13 protein-coding genes are annotated in these 15,731 nt (G+C 61.8%); 1 reads left to right on the top strand and 12 read right to left on the bottom strand.

What is annotated here, in order from left to right:
• Nucleotides 1–2 precede the first annotated feature (2 nt).
• From ACR52_RS00425 to ACR52_RS00375, 11 genes are all read right to left on the bottom strand, one after another.
• A complete protein-coding gene (locus ACR52_RS00425; protein ID WP_406955018.1) occupies nucleotides 3–917 on the bottom strand; it encodes a Fe(3+) dicitrate ABC transporter substrate-binding protein in 915 nt (304 codons plus the stop codon).
• A 183-nt stretch (nucleotides 918–1,100) separates the two neighbouring features.
• Nucleotides 1,101–3,506, bottom strand: a complete 2,406-nt coding sequence (locus ACR52_RS00420) for a TonB-dependent receptor (RefSeq protein WP_048719249.1) — start codon at nucleotides 3,504–3,506, stop codon at nucleotides 1,101–1,103.
• A 123-nt stretch (nucleotides 3,507–3,629) separates the two neighbouring features.
• Nucleotides 3,630–5,240 carry a gamma-glutamyltransferase family protein gene (locus ACR52_RS00415; RefSeq protein ID WP_048719247.1) on the bottom strand — a complete coding sequence of 537 codons (1,611 nt, stop codon included), beginning with the start codon at nucleotides 5,238–5,240 and terminating at the stop codon, nucleotides 3,630–3,632.
• 17 nt (nucleotides 5,241–5,257) lie between these two features.
• Nucleotides 5,258–6,349: a polyamine ABC transporter substrate-binding protein gene (locus ACR52_RS00410; RefSeq protein WP_048719244.1), complete on the bottom strand. Its 1,092-nt coding sequence runs from the start codon at nucleotides 6,347–6,349 to the stop codon at nucleotides 5,258–5,260.
• 20 nt (nucleotides 6,350–6,369) lie between these two features.
• Nucleotides 6,370–7,149: an amino acid ABC transporter ATP-binding protein gene (locus ACR52_RS00405; protein WP_048719241.1), complete on the bottom strand. Its 780-nt coding sequence runs from the start codon at nucleotides 7,147–7,149 to the stop codon at nucleotides 6,370–6,372.
• Nucleotides 7,150–7,151: 2 nt separating this feature from the next.
• The gene (locus ACR52_RS00400) at nucleotides 7,152–7,928 is read right to left on the bottom strand and encodes an amino acid ABC transporter permease (RefSeq protein ID WP_048719238.1); all 777 of its coding nucleotides are present in this window, start codon (nucleotides 7,926–7,928) and stop codon (nucleotides 7,152–7,154) included.
• A 12-nt stretch (nucleotides 7,929–7,940) separates the two neighbouring features.
• On the bottom strand, nucleotides 7,941–8,747 hold the full coding sequence (locus ACR52_RS00395) for an ABC transporter substrate-binding protein (RefSeq protein WP_048719236.1): 807 nt from the start codon (nucleotides 8,745–8,747) through the stop codon (nucleotides 7,941–7,943).
• Between the two features lie 76 nt (nucleotides 8,748–8,823).
• Nucleotides 8,824–9,492, bottom strand: a complete 669-nt coding sequence (locus tag ACR52_RS00390; RefSeq protein ID WP_048719234.1) for a GntR family transcriptional regulator — start codon at nucleotides 9,490–9,492, stop codon at nucleotides 8,824–8,826.
• Nucleotides 9,493–9,747: 255 nt separating this feature from the next.
• Complete coding sequence (locus tag ACR52_RS00385) at nucleotides 9,748–10,185, bottom strand: hypothetical protein (RefSeq protein ID WP_048719231.1); 438 nt, start codon at nucleotides 10,183–10,185, stop codon at nucleotides 9,748–9,750.
• 57 nt (nucleotides 10,186–10,242) lie between these two features.
• Complete coding sequence (locus tag ACR52_RS00380) at nucleotides 10,243–11,526, bottom strand: HAMP domain-containing sensor histidine kinase (protein ID WP_048719229.1); 1,284 nt, start codon at nucleotides 11,524–11,526, stop codon at nucleotides 10,243–10,245.
• Nucleotides 11,523–12,206, bottom strand: a complete 684-nt coding sequence (locus ACR52_RS00375; protein ID WP_048719227.1) for a response regulator transcription factor — start codon at nucleotides 12,204–12,206, stop codon at nucleotides 11,523–11,525. The genes ACR52_RS00380 and ACR52_RS00375 overlap by 4 nt, the downstream gene beginning before the upstream one ends.
• Nucleotides 12,207–12,402: 196 nt before the next feature.
• Here ACR52_RS00375 and bamA point away from each other — a divergent pair, with 196 nt between their 5' ends.
• The gene (gene bamA, locus ACR52_RS00370) at nucleotides 12,403–14,769 is read left to right on the top strand and encodes an outer membrane protein assembly factor BamA (protein ID WP_048719224.1); all 2,367 of its coding nucleotides are present in this window, start codon (nucleotides 12,403–12,405) and stop codon (nucleotides 14,767–14,769) included.
• A gap of 42 nt (nucleotides 14,770–14,811) precedes the next feature.
• On the opposite strand, the gene ACR52_RS00365 is transcribed toward bamA, so the two are convergent.
• Nucleotides 14,812–15,675: a LysR family transcriptional regulator gene (locus ACR52_RS00365; RefSeq protein WP_048719221.1), complete on the bottom strand. Its 864-nt coding sequence runs from the start codon at nucleotides 15,673–15,675 to the stop codon at nucleotides 14,812–14,814.
• Nucleotides 15,676–15,731: the final 56 nt, after the last annotated feature.

The following is a 15,731-nucleotide window of genomic DNA, read 5'->3' as shown; positions in this document are numbered from 1 at the left end:
GGTTATTGGCTCAGTACGGCTTTGCCGCCTTTGAGAATCGCCAGGGCATCTTCGGCGATCTGCTCCGACGCCAACACGCCACGGTTACGCGCCCAGCTGTCGCCGTCGACTTCGGCCACGTGCTGGTTACGCACGGCGCCGAGCACCTGCCACAGCGGCTGCTTGCTCCAGGTGTCGACGATGCTCGGGCGACGGTAGTGGCCGACCAGCAACCAACCCGGGTCGAGGGCGAGCAGTTGTTCGAGGCTGACGAACTCGGTCGGCGCGGCCTTGGCGCGTACCGAAGGCACCTTCAGGCCGATGGCTTCCAGCACGCTGCCGGCGTAGGAGTCCGGGCCGTGTACAGAAAAACTGTCTTCACGGGCGACGCCGAACAACACGCTGGCACCCGCCGGGATCTGCTGGGCAATCGCCTTCAGGTGCTCACGGTTCTGCGCAATGCGCGCGGCCATTTGCGGGCTCTTGCCCAAGGCCTTGCCAATCAGTTCGGCGGATTTCAGGCTGCCTTGGTAGTCCTCACCGCGCGACGGCAGCAACAGCGTCGGCGCGATACTCGACAGGTCGCTGTACAGCGCCTGATGGCGGTTGAGGTCGGCCACGATCAGGTCCGGCTTGAGCCGCGCAATTTCCTCGATGCTCGGCTGCGAACGCAGACCCACGGACTTCCATTGGCCGATAGCCTGGCGCACACGGGGCAATACGCGATTGGCATCCCCGTCGTCAGCCGCGCCGACCGGGGTGACGTCTACGGCGGCGAGGCTGTCGAGAAAGGAAAATTCCAGCACCACCACACGCTTGGGTGCATCGGGCAGGTGCACCGCGTGCTGGCCGTCGTTGAGGTCGATGGGGGCAGCGCTTAATAGGCTTGAAGAGAACGCCAGGAGGCAGGCGGCAAGGGTTGGGATGGAGCGCAGCATTCGCATGGAGGTACCTCGGCGTTAAAACACCCCAGCGGGACAGGCTGGGGAAAACGGCGGGTACTATTCCATATCGGAGCGGCGTGATCAAAAAACATTCTCATTAGCGGCAATAATGAACAACCTTGGCGAGCGCTTCTGTGGCGAGCGGGCTCGCCACAAAAAAACCGGTCGCCGCAGGTTTTAGAAGTCGACCGTGGCCGAGAGCAAGTAGGTGCGCGGCGTAGACAGCGTCAACCCCGGCTCGCTGTCATCCGACGCGCCGGCCGAGCTCCAGTAGCGTTTATCAGCGACGTTCTCGACATTCGCCCGCAGGGTGACGTGCTTGTCATCGACCTTGAACGCATACCGCGCGCCCACGTCGATACGGTTCCAGGCGTCGATTTCCTTGACGTTGGACTGGTCCAGGTACTGCGAACTGGAGTGGATGCCACGGCTGGTCAGGGTCAGGCCTTCCAGGGTCGGCACATCCCACTCGGCGCCGAGGTTGACGTTGTACTTGGGCGTGGCCGGTGCGCGGTTGCCGTCGAAGGTGCCGTTGGTGGTGTTCGTCAATTCGCTGTCGATGTACATCACCCCGCCGAGCAGGCGGAAGCCCTTGAGCGGCTCGCCGAACACGCTGATTTCCACACCTTCATTCTTGCGCTTGCCGTTGGGGCCGAACAGCCGCGAGGTGGCGTTGGTCTCGTAGGCCGGTTGCTTGATGCGGAACACGGCGGCGGTCACAGCGAAAGCACCGGCATCGTATTTGGCGCCGACTTCGACCTGGCGGCTGATGAACGGCGGGAAGATGTCATTCTCATTGCTCGAGGTCGAAGGGGCGATCTTGCCCTGGCTCAGGCCTTCCATGTAGTTGGCGTACAGCGACAGTTTGTCGGTGGCCTTGAACAGCACACCGCCCGACGGCGAGATTTTTTCTTCGTCGTAGCCTGTTTTGCCCTTCACGCCATTGCTCCAGTCATCCACTTTCACTCGCTGCCAGCGTGCGCCGAGGGTCAAGAGCAGGCGGTCGTCGAAGAAGCCCAGGGTGTCGGACAACGCCACGCCGCTGAATGTGTTCTCGGTGTAAACCTTGGGGTCGAAGCGTGTCGGCCGGGACGGGGTTGGTGTTTGCACCGGGTTGTAAATATTGCTCGTCGCCTGCGCATACCGGGCACCGCCGTTTTCGAAGTCCATGTAGAAGTAGCTGGCCGCCAGGTTGACCTCATGGCTCACCGCCCCGGTGTGGAACCAGTTGCGCACGCCGGCAGTGGCGGTGCGCACGTTTTCATCGCGGGTGAAATCGCGCGGTTGCACGCTGAATGCACCGGCCGCATTGGTGACGGACACCGCATGGCGCAGGAAGTCGTGGTTACTTTTGCGCGCGCCTACGCCGCCATACAGCATCACGTTGTCGCTGAGGTCGTACTCAGCGTTGACCGTGCCGAAGGTGTCGTTGGTGCTGGCCTTGCTCCAGGACTGCGCGTAGTTACGGCGCACATCGTTGGCACTCGGCACCGGGGCCGCGGCAGCGACCTGCACACGCTCCTGCGGGGCATCGGTGTCACGCTCGGTGCGGCCGATATCGGTGGAGAGACGCAGGCGCTCGCCGCGAAAATCCAGGCCGAGCACGGCCATTTCGCGGTCGACACTCTGGTGATCCCAGGCGGTGTCACCGGCCTGTTTCACGCCGTTGAAGCGGATGCCGAACTTGTTGTCTTCGCCAAACCGCCGCCCCACATCCACCGCCCCGCCCGCCTGGCTGTCGGAGGCCCAGGTGCCGGTGAACGAGGTGATGTCTTTGTCGGTGGCGCGCTTGGGCACCACGTTGATCCCGCCGCCAACGCTGCCGCGCGGCGAGATGCCGTTGATCAACTGGCTCGGGCCTTTGACGATATCGACGCGGTCGGCCATTTCCATATCAATCGTGTAGGTCGGCAATACGCCGTACAGGCCGTTGTAGGACACGTCACTGTTGAACAGGCTGAAGCCACGAATGGTGAACTGCTCATAGCGCCCACCGGCCGGGTTGGTGGCGCGTACCGACGGGTCGCTGGCGATCAAGTCGCCGAGGGTGCGCGCTTGTTGGTTCTTCACCGCTTCCTGGGTGTAGGTGGTCATGCTGAACGGTGTTTCCATGAAGTCCCGCGAGCCCAGCAGGCCTTGGGAACCGCGCCGTGCCACTTGGCCACCGGCGTAGGTATCACCATCGGCCAGGCCTGTGGTGCCGAGGATCGAGGTCGGCGCCAGTTGCAGGCTGCCGCCCTCTGGTGCGGGAATCAGCATGTAAGCCTGCTCGCCCATGGGCTGCAATTGCAGGCCGGAGCCTTGCAGCAGGCGGGCAAAGCCCTCTTCCACGCCAAATTCGCCGGACAAGCCACTGCTGTTACGGCCGCTGACCAGCGTCGGGTCCACCGACAGATTGACCCCCGCCAGCCCGGCGAAACGGGTCAACGCAGCACTCAGACTGCCAGCCGGCACCTGGTAACTGCGGCGCGCGGCGGCGTCTTCGGCGTAGCTGATCGGGACAAACAACGGGCTGGCGCTGAGGCTCAGCATCAGGCTCAGTTTCAGCAACGGGCGCAAGCGCATGGGTCGGACTGCGGGCATTGGAGGAAGCTCTCGATTTTGTTCACTTACCTGGAATGACCGGCGAGGTGAAAAAAGGGGACAGGCTTCGACCAACTTTTTTTCAAAATGGCAGGGCAATGGCGGCGCCATGCCCTGCTCTGGTTACCACACCGCAATATGCGAATCCGCCCGTGGTTCGGTGCCGCCGCACAGCACCCCGCTGACCGGGTCGCGCAGGATGATCTGCCCGCGCCCGTAGTCGGTGAGGTCGCTGGCGATCTGCACCTGGTGACCACGCCGGGCCAGGGCATTGGCCAGGTCGCGGGAGGCGCCTTGCTCGATACCGACCTTCATGTCGCCCAGCCATTGCCAGCGCGGCGCATCCAGCGCGGCCTGGGGGTTGAGGCCGAAGTCCAGCAGGTTCATCACCATCTGCACGTGGCCCTGGGGCTGCATATAGCCGCCCATCACGCCGAACGGGCCAAGGGCCTGGCCGTCCTTGGTGAGGAAGCCGGGGATGATGGTGTGGAAGGTTTTCTTGCCCGCCGCCAGGCAGTTGGCGTGGGCCGGGTCGAGGCTGAATTCCTGCCCACGGTTCTGCAGCGCAATGCCGCTGTCGGGCAGCACCACGCCGGAGCCGAAGCCGTGGTAGTTGCTCTGGATGAACGAGACCATATTGCCTTCAGCGTCCGCCGTGGCCAGGTACACCGTGCCGCTGGCGTGCGGGTCACCGGGTTTGGGCGGCTGCGCCTGTTCGCTGATCTGGGTGCGGCGGCGCGCGCTGTAGTCGTCGCTGAGCAGGTCGGCCACTGCCACGCGCATATGCAGAGGGTCGGTGATGTAGTGCAGGCCATCGCTGTAGGCGAACTTCATTGCCTCGAGCTGGCGGTGCCAGGTCTGTTGGCTGTCGCGGTGATCGAAGGTGAAGCCTTCGAGGATTTTCAGCGCCATCAGCGCCACCAGGCCCTGGCCGCTCGGTGGGATTTCCCAGACGTCGACGCCGCGATAGTTGATGTGGATCGGGTCCACCCACTGTGCGCGGTAATCCTTGAGATCACTGGCGCGCAGGTAACCACCGGTGGCCCGTGAATGGGCGTCCAGGCGTGCGGCCAGGTCACCGCGATACAGGCTTTCGCAACGGCTGGCGGCCAGTTCTTCCAGGGTGCGCGCCTGGGCCGGGTTGCGGAATATCTCCCCTGCCCGAGGCGCGCGGCCGTCGATCAGGAAAGTATCGAACCACGCGTCCAGCACCGGGTCACGATGGGGCGTGAATTCATCCAGCGCGATCTGCCATTGATGGGCAACCACCGGAGACAGCGGGAAACCGTCGCGGGCCAGGCTGATGGCCGGTTGCAGCAACTCGGCAAACGGCAACTTACCGAAGCGTTGCGACAGCTCCGCCCAGGCCGATGGGCAGCCGGGCACGGTCACCGGTATCCAGCCGTACAGCGGCATCCGGTCGTGCCCTGCTGCCTTGACCGCCTCGATACTCAAGGCGCCCGGCGCGTGGCCGTTGCCGTTCAGGCCATGCAACTGGCCCTTGCACCACACCAAGGCAAACGCATCGCCGCCCAGGCCGCAGCCGGTGGGCTCCACCACCGTGAGCGCCGCCGCCGTGGCGATGGCAGCATCGATGGCGTTGCCGCCCTTTTGCATGATCTCGATACCGGCCTGGGCGGCCAGGGGCTGGGACGCAGCGACCATGCCACGACGGGCGAATACGCTCTGGCGCTGCGACGGATAGGGGTACTCGTGAGCAGAGAATTTCAACATGGCAAAGGCTCTTCGATTCATTGGCCGGATTTGATGCGGTTCCATTCCCGGGTCATCAAGCGCTGGATGTTTTCCGGTAGGTCGGCGGAGACAAAGGTGTGGCTGATCACGTCATCGCCGGGGTAGATGCCCGGGTTGCCGCTGACCTTGGCGTCCATCAGAGGCGTGGCATCTTTGTTCGGGTTGGCATAGCCGACATAGTCGCTGATCGGCGCGATCACGTCGGGGCGCAACAGGTAGTTGATCAAGGCGTGGGCATTGGCGGCGTTACCGGCATCCTTGGGGATCGCCAGCATGTCGAACCACAGGTTCACGCCTTCCTTGGGGATCAGGTAGCGGATGTCGATATTCTTGCCGGCGTCCTTGGCGCGGCTTTGGGCCTGCATCACGTCGCCGGAATAACCGACCGCCACGCAGATATCGCCGTTGGCAAGGTCGGCGGTGTACTTGGATGAGTTGAAGTAGGTCACTGACGGTCGCAGCGCCATCAAGCGTTTTGAGGCCTGCTTGAAGTCGTCCGGCTTGGTGCTGTTAGGGTCCAGGCCGAGGTAGAGCATGACTTGCGGGATGATCTTCACGGGCGCATCGAGGAAGGCCACGCCACAGCTTTTCAGCTTGGCCAGGTTGCCCGGCTCGAAGACCATGGACCAGGAATCCAGCACCGCATCCTTGCCCAGCACGGCTCGCACTTTTTCTGCGTTGTAACCGATGCCCACGGTGCCCCACATATATGGCACGGCGTAGCGGTTGCCGGGATCGGCGGCTTCCAGGCGCTGCATCAGCCGCGGGTCGAGGTGCTTCCAATTGTCGAGCAGCCCGCGCTGCAGCGGCTGGTAGGCGCCGGCACGAATCTGCTTGGACAGGAACTGGCTGGACGGCACCACCACGTCATACCCCGAGTGCCCGGAGAGCAACTTGGCTTCGAGCATCTCGTTGGTGTCGAAGATGTCGTATTGCACCTTGATGCCGCTGTCTTTCTCGAAGTTCTTCAAGGTGTCGGGGCCGATGTAATCGGACCAGTTATAGACCTTGACCACCGGATCGGCAGCCTGGCTCATGGGCACAACGGCGGCGCAGCACAGGGCCGCAAACAAGCTCGATAAACGCATGGCGGATTTCCTTGGAAGGTTCATAACACACGGCTGAGAAAAGCCCGGGTACGGGGGTGGCTGGGGTGGCTGAAGATCTGTTCGGGCGGCCCTTGTTCGATGAGTTCGCCCTGGTCGAGTACCACTACGCGGTCGGCCACTTCACGGGCAAAACCCATTTCATGGGTGACCACCACCATGGTCATGCCGTCCTCGGCCAGCTCTTTCATCACCTGCAGCACTTCGCCGACGGTTTCCGGGTCGAGGGCGCTGGTGGGTTCGTCGAACAGCATGGCCTGGGGTTTCATTGCCAGGGCGCGGGCGATCGCCACCCGTTGCTGCTGGCCGCCAGACAGCATCGATGGGTAGTGGCTGGCCTTGTCCGCCAGGCCGACCCGCGCCAGCAGGCCACGCGCCTGTTCCAGCGCTTCGGCACGCGGCGTGCCGAGCACCTGGATCGGCGCTTCGATGATATTTTCCAGCGCAGTCATATGGGGGAACAGGTTGAAGCGCTGGAACACCATGCCGACGTCGCGGCGCTGGCGGGCGATGTTGCGCTCCGAATCGCGCACCAGGCTGCCGTCACTGCGCTCGCGATAGCCCATGGCGCGGCCGTTGACGCGGATGCGCCCGCCCTGGATGTCTTCCAGCAGGTTGATGCAGCGGATAAAAGTGGTCTTGCCGGAGCCCGAGGCGCCGATCAGCACCACCACTTCGGCGCGCCGTACTTGCAGCGAGATGCCCTTGAGAATCTGCAGCGCGCCGAACGACTTGTGGATGTCCAGCGCTTCGATGATCAGTTCGTCACTTTGGTGCGCCATGGTTATCGTCCCCTCAGCAGTTTCAGGGTGCTGCGCCCGAACATGCGGCTGGCTGCCGGTGGTGGCGCGGAAGGCCGGTCGGACCGGCTGAAACGCGCTTCGAGCCAGCGCTGGAAAAAGCCCCACAGGGTGGTCAGCGTCAGGAAGTACAGGGCGACCACCAGGTACAGCTCAAACACGCGGAAGGTCGCCGAGGTGATCATCTGGGTGCTGAGCAGCAGCTCCTGCACACCGATCACGCTGACCAGGGTGGTGTTCTTGAGCATCACGTTGAACTCATTGCCCAGCGGCGGCACGATCACCCCGAACGCCTGGGGCAGCACGATGCGCCGCATCAGCTTGGCGAAGCCCATGCCCAGGGAGCGCCCGGCTTCGTATTGGCCCTTGTCCACCGCGCCGATGCCGGCACGGATAATCTCGGCCATGTAGGCACCTTCGTTGAGGCCCAGGGCAATGATCGCCGCCTGGATGTTGCCGGGGACGATCAGGCCGAACAGTTCAATATCTTCGAAGCGGAAAATCCCGCCCGCCGCCAGCGCCGTGTACAGAAACACGATCTGTACCAGCAGCGGCGTGCCGCGCATCAGCCACACATAAAAACGCACCGGCAGATGCAACAGCGGGTTCTTCGACAAGCGCAACAACGCCGCCGCCAGCCCCAGCGCGCAGCCCAACAGCATCGCCAGTACGCTGATCAGGCACGTCAGCCACAGCCCCGTGAGGTAAACCCCGCTGGGCTGCAGCAGGTACTGCCAGAACACATCCCAATTGAAATTCATCGCAGGTACGCCTCAGTCGAGTGTGTCGCTGCTGACATGCCATTTGTTCAGCAACTGCACATAGCTGCCATCGCTGCGCATATCGCTGATCACCTGCTGCACGGCGGCGGTCAGTTGCGGGTCGTCCTTGCGCATGCCCAGGCCGGTGAGGATGCGGCTGAACGCCGGCACGCCTTCCTGGAACAGGTCCGGGGCCATTGCTGCGTAGTAACCGGCGGTTTCCACGGTGGTGCCGTAGGCGTCGACCTGGCTGATACGCAGGGCCTGGAAGGCATCGGTGTCGGTGTTGTAGACCACCAGTTTCATCGGTGGCTTGCCGGCCTTGGCGAAGCTTTCATTCTGGGTATCGAGCAGGGTCTTGATGGTGGAGCCGTTGAGCACCGCAACCTTGTGCCCGGACAGGTCGTCCAGCGCCTTGATGCCTTTGGGATTGCCCTTGGGCACCACCACCGACTGGCTGGAATACATGTAGTTGACGATGTCGATCACCTGGCGCCGCTCGGGTTTGTCGAACAACTGGTCGACGATCATGTCGCACTGCTGGGCGAGCAACGCCGGCACCAGCCCAGAGAACTGAATCACACGCCATTGCACTTGCTTGTCCCCCAGGCGCTTGGCGATTTCCAGGCCCAGGTCGACGGTGAGCCCGCGAGGTTTCTGGGCTCCATCGAAGGACACCAGGGGCGGGGAATCCATCCCCGAGCAGTAGGTGAGTTTATCGACCTTCTGCAGGCGCTCCGGCACCTGGGGCGCAGCAACGGCCCATTGGCTACAAAGACCGAGGGAGACAGCCACCAGCAAGACACGGTGTTTATGCATGACCAGAAACTCCAGTTCGTTGAATAACGGGGCAGGACTCAAAGTCAAAACACGGACGGATTCGGATCCGTCTCTATTATTTTTCCGATTGCAGAAATTGAATCAGCGCCGGCACGGTGCCTTCAATGTGCTCGCGTACCACCGCTTCGGCGCGGGCAGCGTCGCCGGCACGAATCGCGTCAAGGATTACCGCGTGTTCCTGGCGGGCGCTGAGGGGTTTTTCACCATGCTGCAGCCACAAGCGCATGGGCGCTTCGACCAGGGAGTACAACGCCGAAATCTGCTTCATCAGGCGCGGGCGGCCGCTGAGGCTGCACAGGTATTCATGGAACGCGCGATGGCGGCTGACCCAGGCGGCGCTCTCGTCACGATAGTCGTCCATCTCATCGAGCATGCGCTCCAGGGCCGCCAGTTGGCGCTCGCCGATACGCCCGACGGCAACGCGCACCGCCAGGCCTTCAAGGGCGCTGCGCATCTCAAACACTTCGTGCAGTTCATCAATATCCAAACCGCTGACGATGGCGCCACGGTTGGGTCGCAGGGTCACCAGGCCCTGGGCATCCAGGCGGCGAAAGGCCTCGCGCACCGGCATACGGCTCATGCCGATCTCGCTGGCAATGTCTTCGGCGATCAGCCGGTCTCCCTTGTGGTAGCGGCCGCCGCAAATGGCATCGAGCAGGAAGTTGTAGGCCTCCTCCTCGGCGGTGAGGGGCTGGCGGTCAACGTAAGCGGGAGCAAATTGCATCGGCAGCACCTTTTGAATTTTTGTATCCAATTATCCACGAATGCAAAAAAAGCAGGATGCGTGCCAACGGCTTGGGACGTAAGCCAAGTGGTTGATTCAGATGGGATAGAAGGGAAAAAACTGGCGCAGGCGTAGAAAAGTCGCCTGGGAACTTGCTACCCAATGGTGCAAAAGACGCCCCATTGGTGGGCGGAAGTAACAAGCGGGACGTGGGCGAGATGCTGTGTTTGAGGTAAATCCAGCCCACTGTTGGCGTTATGGTTCGTCTGAATAGATGACGGTTTGCGCGCTGTTTTCGGCGACCGCCTGGCGGGTGAAATAGGTGTCGCCTTCGTCAGTGAGGATCTCGTAGTCGGCCTTGCGGGCTGGGCTGGCGTGTTTGATGATCTTGAGCACGCGCTGGAATTTCACACGTTGCGTGCCGTTCTGGTTGGGTCCGGTCAGCACATTGACGCTTTGAAACCAGCCGGCGTGTTTCTTGTTGCTCACCAGCGCGCTGGTCATCGCCTCGAACCGCTCCAGCCGGGTAAAGCCCCATAATGTCTGTTCCGCGACCGTCGCGCCCGGCGTGGCCGCGCCGGTAAACACAAACAGATTGATCGCCGGGCTGTCTTCGCAAAAGAAGTCATAGGGGACCAGGCCGTCGACCATTTTCCTGCCGGGCACGAAGCCCTTTTTATGCACCTGAAACATCGCCACCTCCACTCAATCAATGGCGACAAGTCTAATGAGGCGCGACGTACAGGGCGGTCAAGCCAATGTAATGTCGTGTAAAGATCGTGCGCTGTGCAGGTTGACCTCCACAGTCAGCCCGCCGCCCGGCTCGTTGCGCGCCACAATGTTGCCGCCGTGCATTTGCACGGCCCTCGCGGCGATCGCCAAACCCAGGCCAAAGCCCACACTGGCGTCGCCCACACCACGTTCGAACGGATGAAAGATGCTCTGCAGGCGGTCATTGTCGACGCCCGGCCCGTGGTCGGTGATCCGTACGTTCAAACGGTTTGCATCGGGACTGACCTGCGCCGAAACCAGCACGGCAGTGCCCGGCCGGGTGTAGCGCACGGCGTTGCGGATCACGTTTTCAAAACAGCGGTACAGCAACTCGCCGCTGGCACACGCGATAAACGGCGGGCACGCCTGCAGGTGCACGCGACAGCCTTTGATCCCGGCCTCGAACTGCGCATCTTCGACAATCATCGCCAGCAACTCGATGATATCGACGCACTCGCGCTCGATGCTTTCGGGCCGGCCTTGCAGGCGTGCCAGGGTCAGCAGGGCCTCGATCAGCGTGTCCATGCGCTCGGCTTCGCGCTCGACGCGTTCGAGCATTTCCACGCGTGCAGCATCCTGGCGCAACAGGCCGATGGCCGCCTGCATGCGTGTCAGCGGTGAGCGCAGCTCGTGGGAGATATCGTGCAGCAAGTGCTGTTGGGCCTCCACCAGCACCTTCAACTGGTTGGCCATGCGGTCGCAATCTTCGGCCAGGTCGACGATTTCATCGCGGCGCTTGCCCATCGCGGGCTTGACCCGGGTTTCGAAACGGCCCTCTGCTGCGTCGCTCATCGCCCGGCGCAGGTAAGCCAGGGGCCAGGCCAGGTAGTAGGCCATGTAGCCGCTGAACAGCGCACTCATCAGCGTGCCGATGATCAGCGGGGTCTGGTGCCAAGGCATGCCCGGGTCGTTACCGGGGGCGTGGGTGGAGCGGATCGAAAGCGCTAGGCCTTCCTTGCTGATGACCGCTTGTTCATATGCCGCCTGCTCGACGGGGGAGCCCACCAGCAACTTACCGGTACTGTCATAGACGCCGATGGCCTCATCCGGTGGACGTTCCCACACCGCGAGGAGTTGGCCGGCTGCTTCGACACCGAACTGTTGCAGCAGCTTTTCTTCGGCCGCCAGCATGGTTTGCACATGCGGGTCGTTCGGCCGGAAGCGGCTCAGTTCCAGCACGCAGACCCCCACCAGGAACGTCAGGGTGGTCGCCAGCCAGAAGGCCAGGAACAGTTTCCAGAACAGCAGGCTGGGCTTGGTCATTCGGCAATCAACAGGTAACCAAGGCCGCGCACACTCTGGATCCAGGCCTTGGCATCCGGGCGCGGCCCGAGTTTTTGTCGGATGCTGCTGATGTGCACGTCGATGCGCCGGTCGTAGCGGGTCAACGCGCAGCCCAGAGCGTTGAGCGACAGATCTTTTTTACTCACCACTTGGCCGGCATTGCGCGCCAGCTCTTCAAGGAGGCTGAACTCGGTGCTGGTTACGCCCAGCTCCACGCCGTTCCACAGGGCCTGGCGTTTGCCGGGCCATAACACCAGAGCGCCGGTCTTGATCACTTCCGTGGTCGACTGGCCCACCGGCTGCACCCGCCGCATGATGGCGCGCAGACGCGCAACCAACTCGCCCGGTGAGCTGGGCTTGGGCACATAGTCATCGGCGCCAAGCTCCAGGCCGGTGATGCGATCTATGTTGTCGCCACGGGCGGTGAGCAACACCACCGGCACCTGGCTGACGGCACGGATGCGCCGGAGTACCTCGATGCCCGAGCGCTGGGGCAGCATGACGTCCAGCACCACAATGCTGTAGTGCCCCGAAAGCGCCGCCACCTCGCCCTCCTCCCCTGTATGCACGGCCGTCGCCGCAAAGCCTTCGCGCTCCAGGTATTGGCTCAGCATTCCAGTCAGTTCCTGGTCATCGTCGACTAACAGTACGCAGATCATCGCAGGCTCGTCAGTGGGGGGTTGCGCATTATCAGCCTTGCACCATGGTTTCAGGCCAACCTTTACCTAACTTGACATTCAGTTAACCGCACCAAACTCCACGCGCTCTTATGCTGGATGTTCACCAGTCTGGCCGCGCGGCGAGTTATCCAAGCGCGCCGGCGCTGCTTGTCGATGTGCTTTGGAAAAGATCTTGATGAATTTTTCGCGCCTGCTCTGCTCGGTTGCGCTGCTGCTCAATGCCTCACTGGCACTCGCCCAAGGCTTCAAAATCTCGGATATTCGAATCAACGGCCTGCAACGGGTCTCTGCGGGCAGCGTGTTCGGCGCATTGCCGCTGAACGTCGGCGATGAAGCCGATGACCGGCGCCTGGTGGACTCTACCCGCACACTGTTCAAGACCGGTTTCTTCCAGGACATCCAATTGAGCCGTGAAGGCGATGTGCTGATTATCAATGTAGTCGAGCGCCCCTCGGTTGCCAGTATCGAGTTCGAGGGCAATAAAGCGATCTCCACCGACGACCTGATGAAAGGCATGAAGCAATCAGGGCTTGCCGAGGGCGAGATTTTCCAGCGTGCCACCCTGGAAGGTATGCGCAACGAGTTGCAGCGCCAGTATGTTGCCCAGGGCCGTTATTCCGCCTCGGTCGACGCCCAGGTCGTGGCTCAGCCGCGCAACCGCGTGGGCCTGAAGATCAAGATCGATGAAGGCGAAGTGGCGTCGATCCAACACATCAACGTAGTGGGCAATACGGTGTTCCCCGACGAGGCGTTGATCGACCAGTTCACCCTCAAGACCAGCAATTGGCTGTCGTTTTTCAAGAACGACGATAAATACGCGCGAGAGAAACTGTCGGGTGACCTTGAGCGGCTGCGCTCCTACTACCTGGATCGTGGCTATATCAACATGGATATCACCTCGACCCAGGTCTCGATGACTCCGGACAAGAAACACGTCTACATCACCGTTAACATCCAGGAAGGCCAGAAATACACGGTGCGTGAGGTGAGGCTGAGTGGCGAGCTGAAAGTGCCACAAGACCAGGTCCAGTCGTTGCTGCTGGTGCAAAAGGGCCAGGTGTTCTCACGCAAGTTGATGACCACCACCTCGGAGCTGATTACCCGCCGCCTGGGCAATGAAGGCTACACGTTCGCCAACGTCAACGGCGTGCCGCAGCCAAACGATGAAAACCACACGGTGGACGTCACTTTCTCCGTCGACCCTGGCAAACGGGCCTACGTCAATCGCATCAACTTCCGCGGTAATACCAAGACCGACGACAAGGTGCTGCGTCGCGAGATGCGCCAGATGGAAGGTGGCTGGGCGTCGACCTACCTGATTGACCAATCCAAGGTGCGCCTGGAGCGCCTGGGGTTCTTCAAGGAGGTGAACGTCGAGACGCCTGCGGTGGCCGGCCTCGATGACCAGTTGGATGTGAATTACGCAGTGGAGGAACAAGCGTCCGGCTCGATCACCGCCAGCGTCGGTTTCGCCCAGAGTTCGGGCCTGATCCTGGGCGGCTCGATTACCCAGAACAACTTCCTCGGTACCGGCAATTACGCGAGCCTGGGGCTGACCCGCTCGTCCTACCAGAGCAAGTACAACATCGGTTTCACCGACCCCTACTTCACCACCGATGGGGTGAGCCTGGGTTACAACGCGTTCTACAGCAAGACCGATTACAACAAGTACTACGACGACGGTGTCTCCTACTACGCCATCAACAGTTTTGGCCTGGGCGCCACCCTCGGTTACCCGATCAATGAAACCTCAAGATTGAGCTTTGGCCTGACGGCGCAGCACGACAGCATCGAACCGGGCACCTACAGCGCCGACGAGATCTATGACTTTATCGAGCGCGAAGGCAAGGAATTCACCAACTTCAAGGCCAACCTCGGCTGGTCCGAATCGACCCTGAACAAAGGCGTGTTGGCGACTCGCGGGCACTCGCAAAACCTCAACCTGATGGTGACGGTGCCCGGCAGCGACCTGAGCTTCTACAAAATCGATTACACCGGGCAGACCTACCTTCCCGTCAGCAACGCCACGACCCTGCGCTTGCATACCAAGCTCGGCTACGGCAACGGCTATGGCTCAACGGACGGGCTGCCCTTCTATGAAAGCTATACGGCAGGTGGCGAAGGCACGGTGCGCGGCTTTGAAAGCGGCACCCTCGGCCCGCGCAACACCCCGGCTACCGGTGCTTATGCGAGTGCCGGCCAGGCGTATTACTCGGACCGGGACACCGAGTCGCTGGGTGGCAACATCCTGATTACCGGGGGCGCGGAGTATTTGTTCCCGGTCCCGTTCATCAAAGACAACAAATCCGTGCGCACCTCGTTGTTCTGGGATGTGGGTACGGTTTACTCGGACAAGTGCTACCTCAGCACGACCCAAGGCTGCGGCGGCGTGGACTTGAGCAAAATGGCCAGTTCGGTGGGGGTCGGCGTGACGTGGTACAGCCCGCTGGGGCCGTTGAGTGTGAACCTGGCCTATCCGATTCGAACGCCCGAGAACGCGGAAAAGCAGGTGTTTCAGTTCTCCATGGGGCAGACGTTTTGACGGCGCGCTTATAAGTGGAGGTAATTCTTCAACCCCAGGTGACTACGCCTGAAGTCTTAGCGCGTTGATGATAAATGCATGAAGGCTATTGACCGCTTTAGACCCCCTAGAGGCTCGGCTACGTAGAATCGAAACTTCCATCGGCTCAATGCTTCCCAAGCCGTGCTCGCTGCTCAAGACCTGAAGCGATGGCTGCACGGTACATTGAGTGATCGCGGCAATCGCAAGCCCACCCTCAACGGCGGCCACCTGGCCGGCAAGGCTGGAGCTGTTGTAGACCACCTTGAACTCGCGGCCCTGGTGGGTCAGTGAATTCACCGCATAACGCCGGGCCAGGCTTGCACTTTCGTAGACGGCGATAGGCAGCGGGTCTCGCCGCCAGAGTTCGAACTGCGGTGAGCCCACCCAAACCATCGGCTCTTTGAAGAGAAAGGTGCCGCTTTGAGGCGAGTCCCTGGACACCAGCGCAAGATCAAGGTCGCCGCTTCGCACGCGCGGGATAAGCGTGGTCGACTGCTCACAGGTGAGTTCTATTTCCACGCCGGCGTAGCGCGGCGAAAAACGCTTCAGAACCGGCGTGAGATACTTTGCCGCATAGTCCTCCGCGACGCCAAGGCGGATACGCCCCGTTAACTCTTCACCGTGAAAAGCCGCCTGGGTCTCGGCGTGAAGTGCGAGCATCCGGCGGGCGTAGCTCAGCAGCGTCTGGCCGTCAGCCGTCAGTTGAAGGTGCCTCGGGCCACGATTCAACAACTGCCTCCCAAGCGCGGCCTCAAGCTTCTTCATCTGCATGCTGACGGCAGACTGTGACCGGTTCACTTCGTGGGCTGCGCCCGATAGCGAACCCGCATCCACCACGGCGACGAAACACTTGAGCCAATCGATCTGCAAATCGCCGGCAGGCATCGCTGTTACCTCTATTCGTTTATCGAATGGCTAAGACGTGAATTATGCGCTTTTCA

The organism is Pseudomonas fildesensis (assembly GCF_001050345.1).
In the GTDB taxonomy this organism is placed as follows: domain Bacteria; phylum Pseudomonadota; class Gammaproteobacteria; order Pseudomonadales; family Pseudomonadaceae; genus Aquipseudomonas; species Aquipseudomonas fildesensis.
The sequence above is the reverse complement of the archived record's forward strand: the minus strand, read 5'-3'. Positions and strand labels throughout refer to the sequence as shown.

Coding starts and splice junctions, on each gene's coding strand:
- ACR52_RS00425 (WP_406955018.1), bottom strand. CDS start 917: ATGCTGCGCTCCATCCCAACCCTTGCCGCCTGCCTCCTGGCGTTCTCT.
- ACR52_RS00420 (WP_048719249.1), bottom strand. CDS start 3,506: ATGCCCGCAGTCCGACCCATGCGCTTGCGCCCGTTGCTGAAACTGAGC.
- ACR52_RS00415 (WP_048719247.1), bottom strand. CDS start 5,240: ATGTTGAAATTCTCTGCTCACGAGTACCCCTATCCGTCGCAGCGCCAG.
- ACR52_RS00410 (WP_048719244.1), bottom strand. CDS start 6,349: ATGCGTTTATCGAGCTTGTTTGCGGCCCTGTGCTGCGCCGCCGTTGTG.
- ACR52_RS00405 (WP_048719241.1), bottom strand. CDS start 7,149: ATGGCGCACCAAAGTGACGAACTGATCATCGAAGCGCTGGACATCCAC.
- ACR52_RS00400 (WP_048719238.1), bottom strand. CDS start 7,928: ATGAATTTCAATTGGGATGTGTTCTGGCAGTACCTGCTGCAGCCCAGC.
- ACR52_RS00395 (WP_048719236.1), bottom strand. CDS start 8,747: ATGCATAAACACCGTGTCTTGCTGGTGGCTGTCTCCCTCGGTCTTTGT.
- ACR52_RS00390 (WP_048719234.1), bottom strand. CDS start 9,492: ATGCAATTTGCTCCCGCTTACGTTGACCGCCAGCCCCTCACCGCCGAG.
- ACR52_RS00385 (WP_048719231.1), bottom strand. CDS start 10,185: ATGTTTCAGGTGCATAAAAAGGGCTTCGTGCCCGGCAGGAAAATGGTC.
- ACR52_RS00380 (WP_048719229.1), bottom strand. CDS start 11,526: ATGACCAAGCCCAGCCTGCTGTTCTGGAAACTGTTCCTGGCCTTCTGG.
- ACR52_RS00375 (WP_048719227.1), bottom strand. CDS start 12,206: ATGATCTGCGTACTGTTAGTCGACGATGACCAGGAACTGACTGGAATG.
- bamA (WP_048719224.1), top strand. CDS start 12,403: ATGAATTTTTCGCGCCTGCTCTGCTCGGTTGCGCTGCTGCTCAATGCC.
- ACR52_RS00365 (WP_048719221.1), bottom strand. CDS start 15,675: ATGCCTGCCGGCGATTTGCAGATCGATTGGCTCAAGTGTTTCGTCGCC.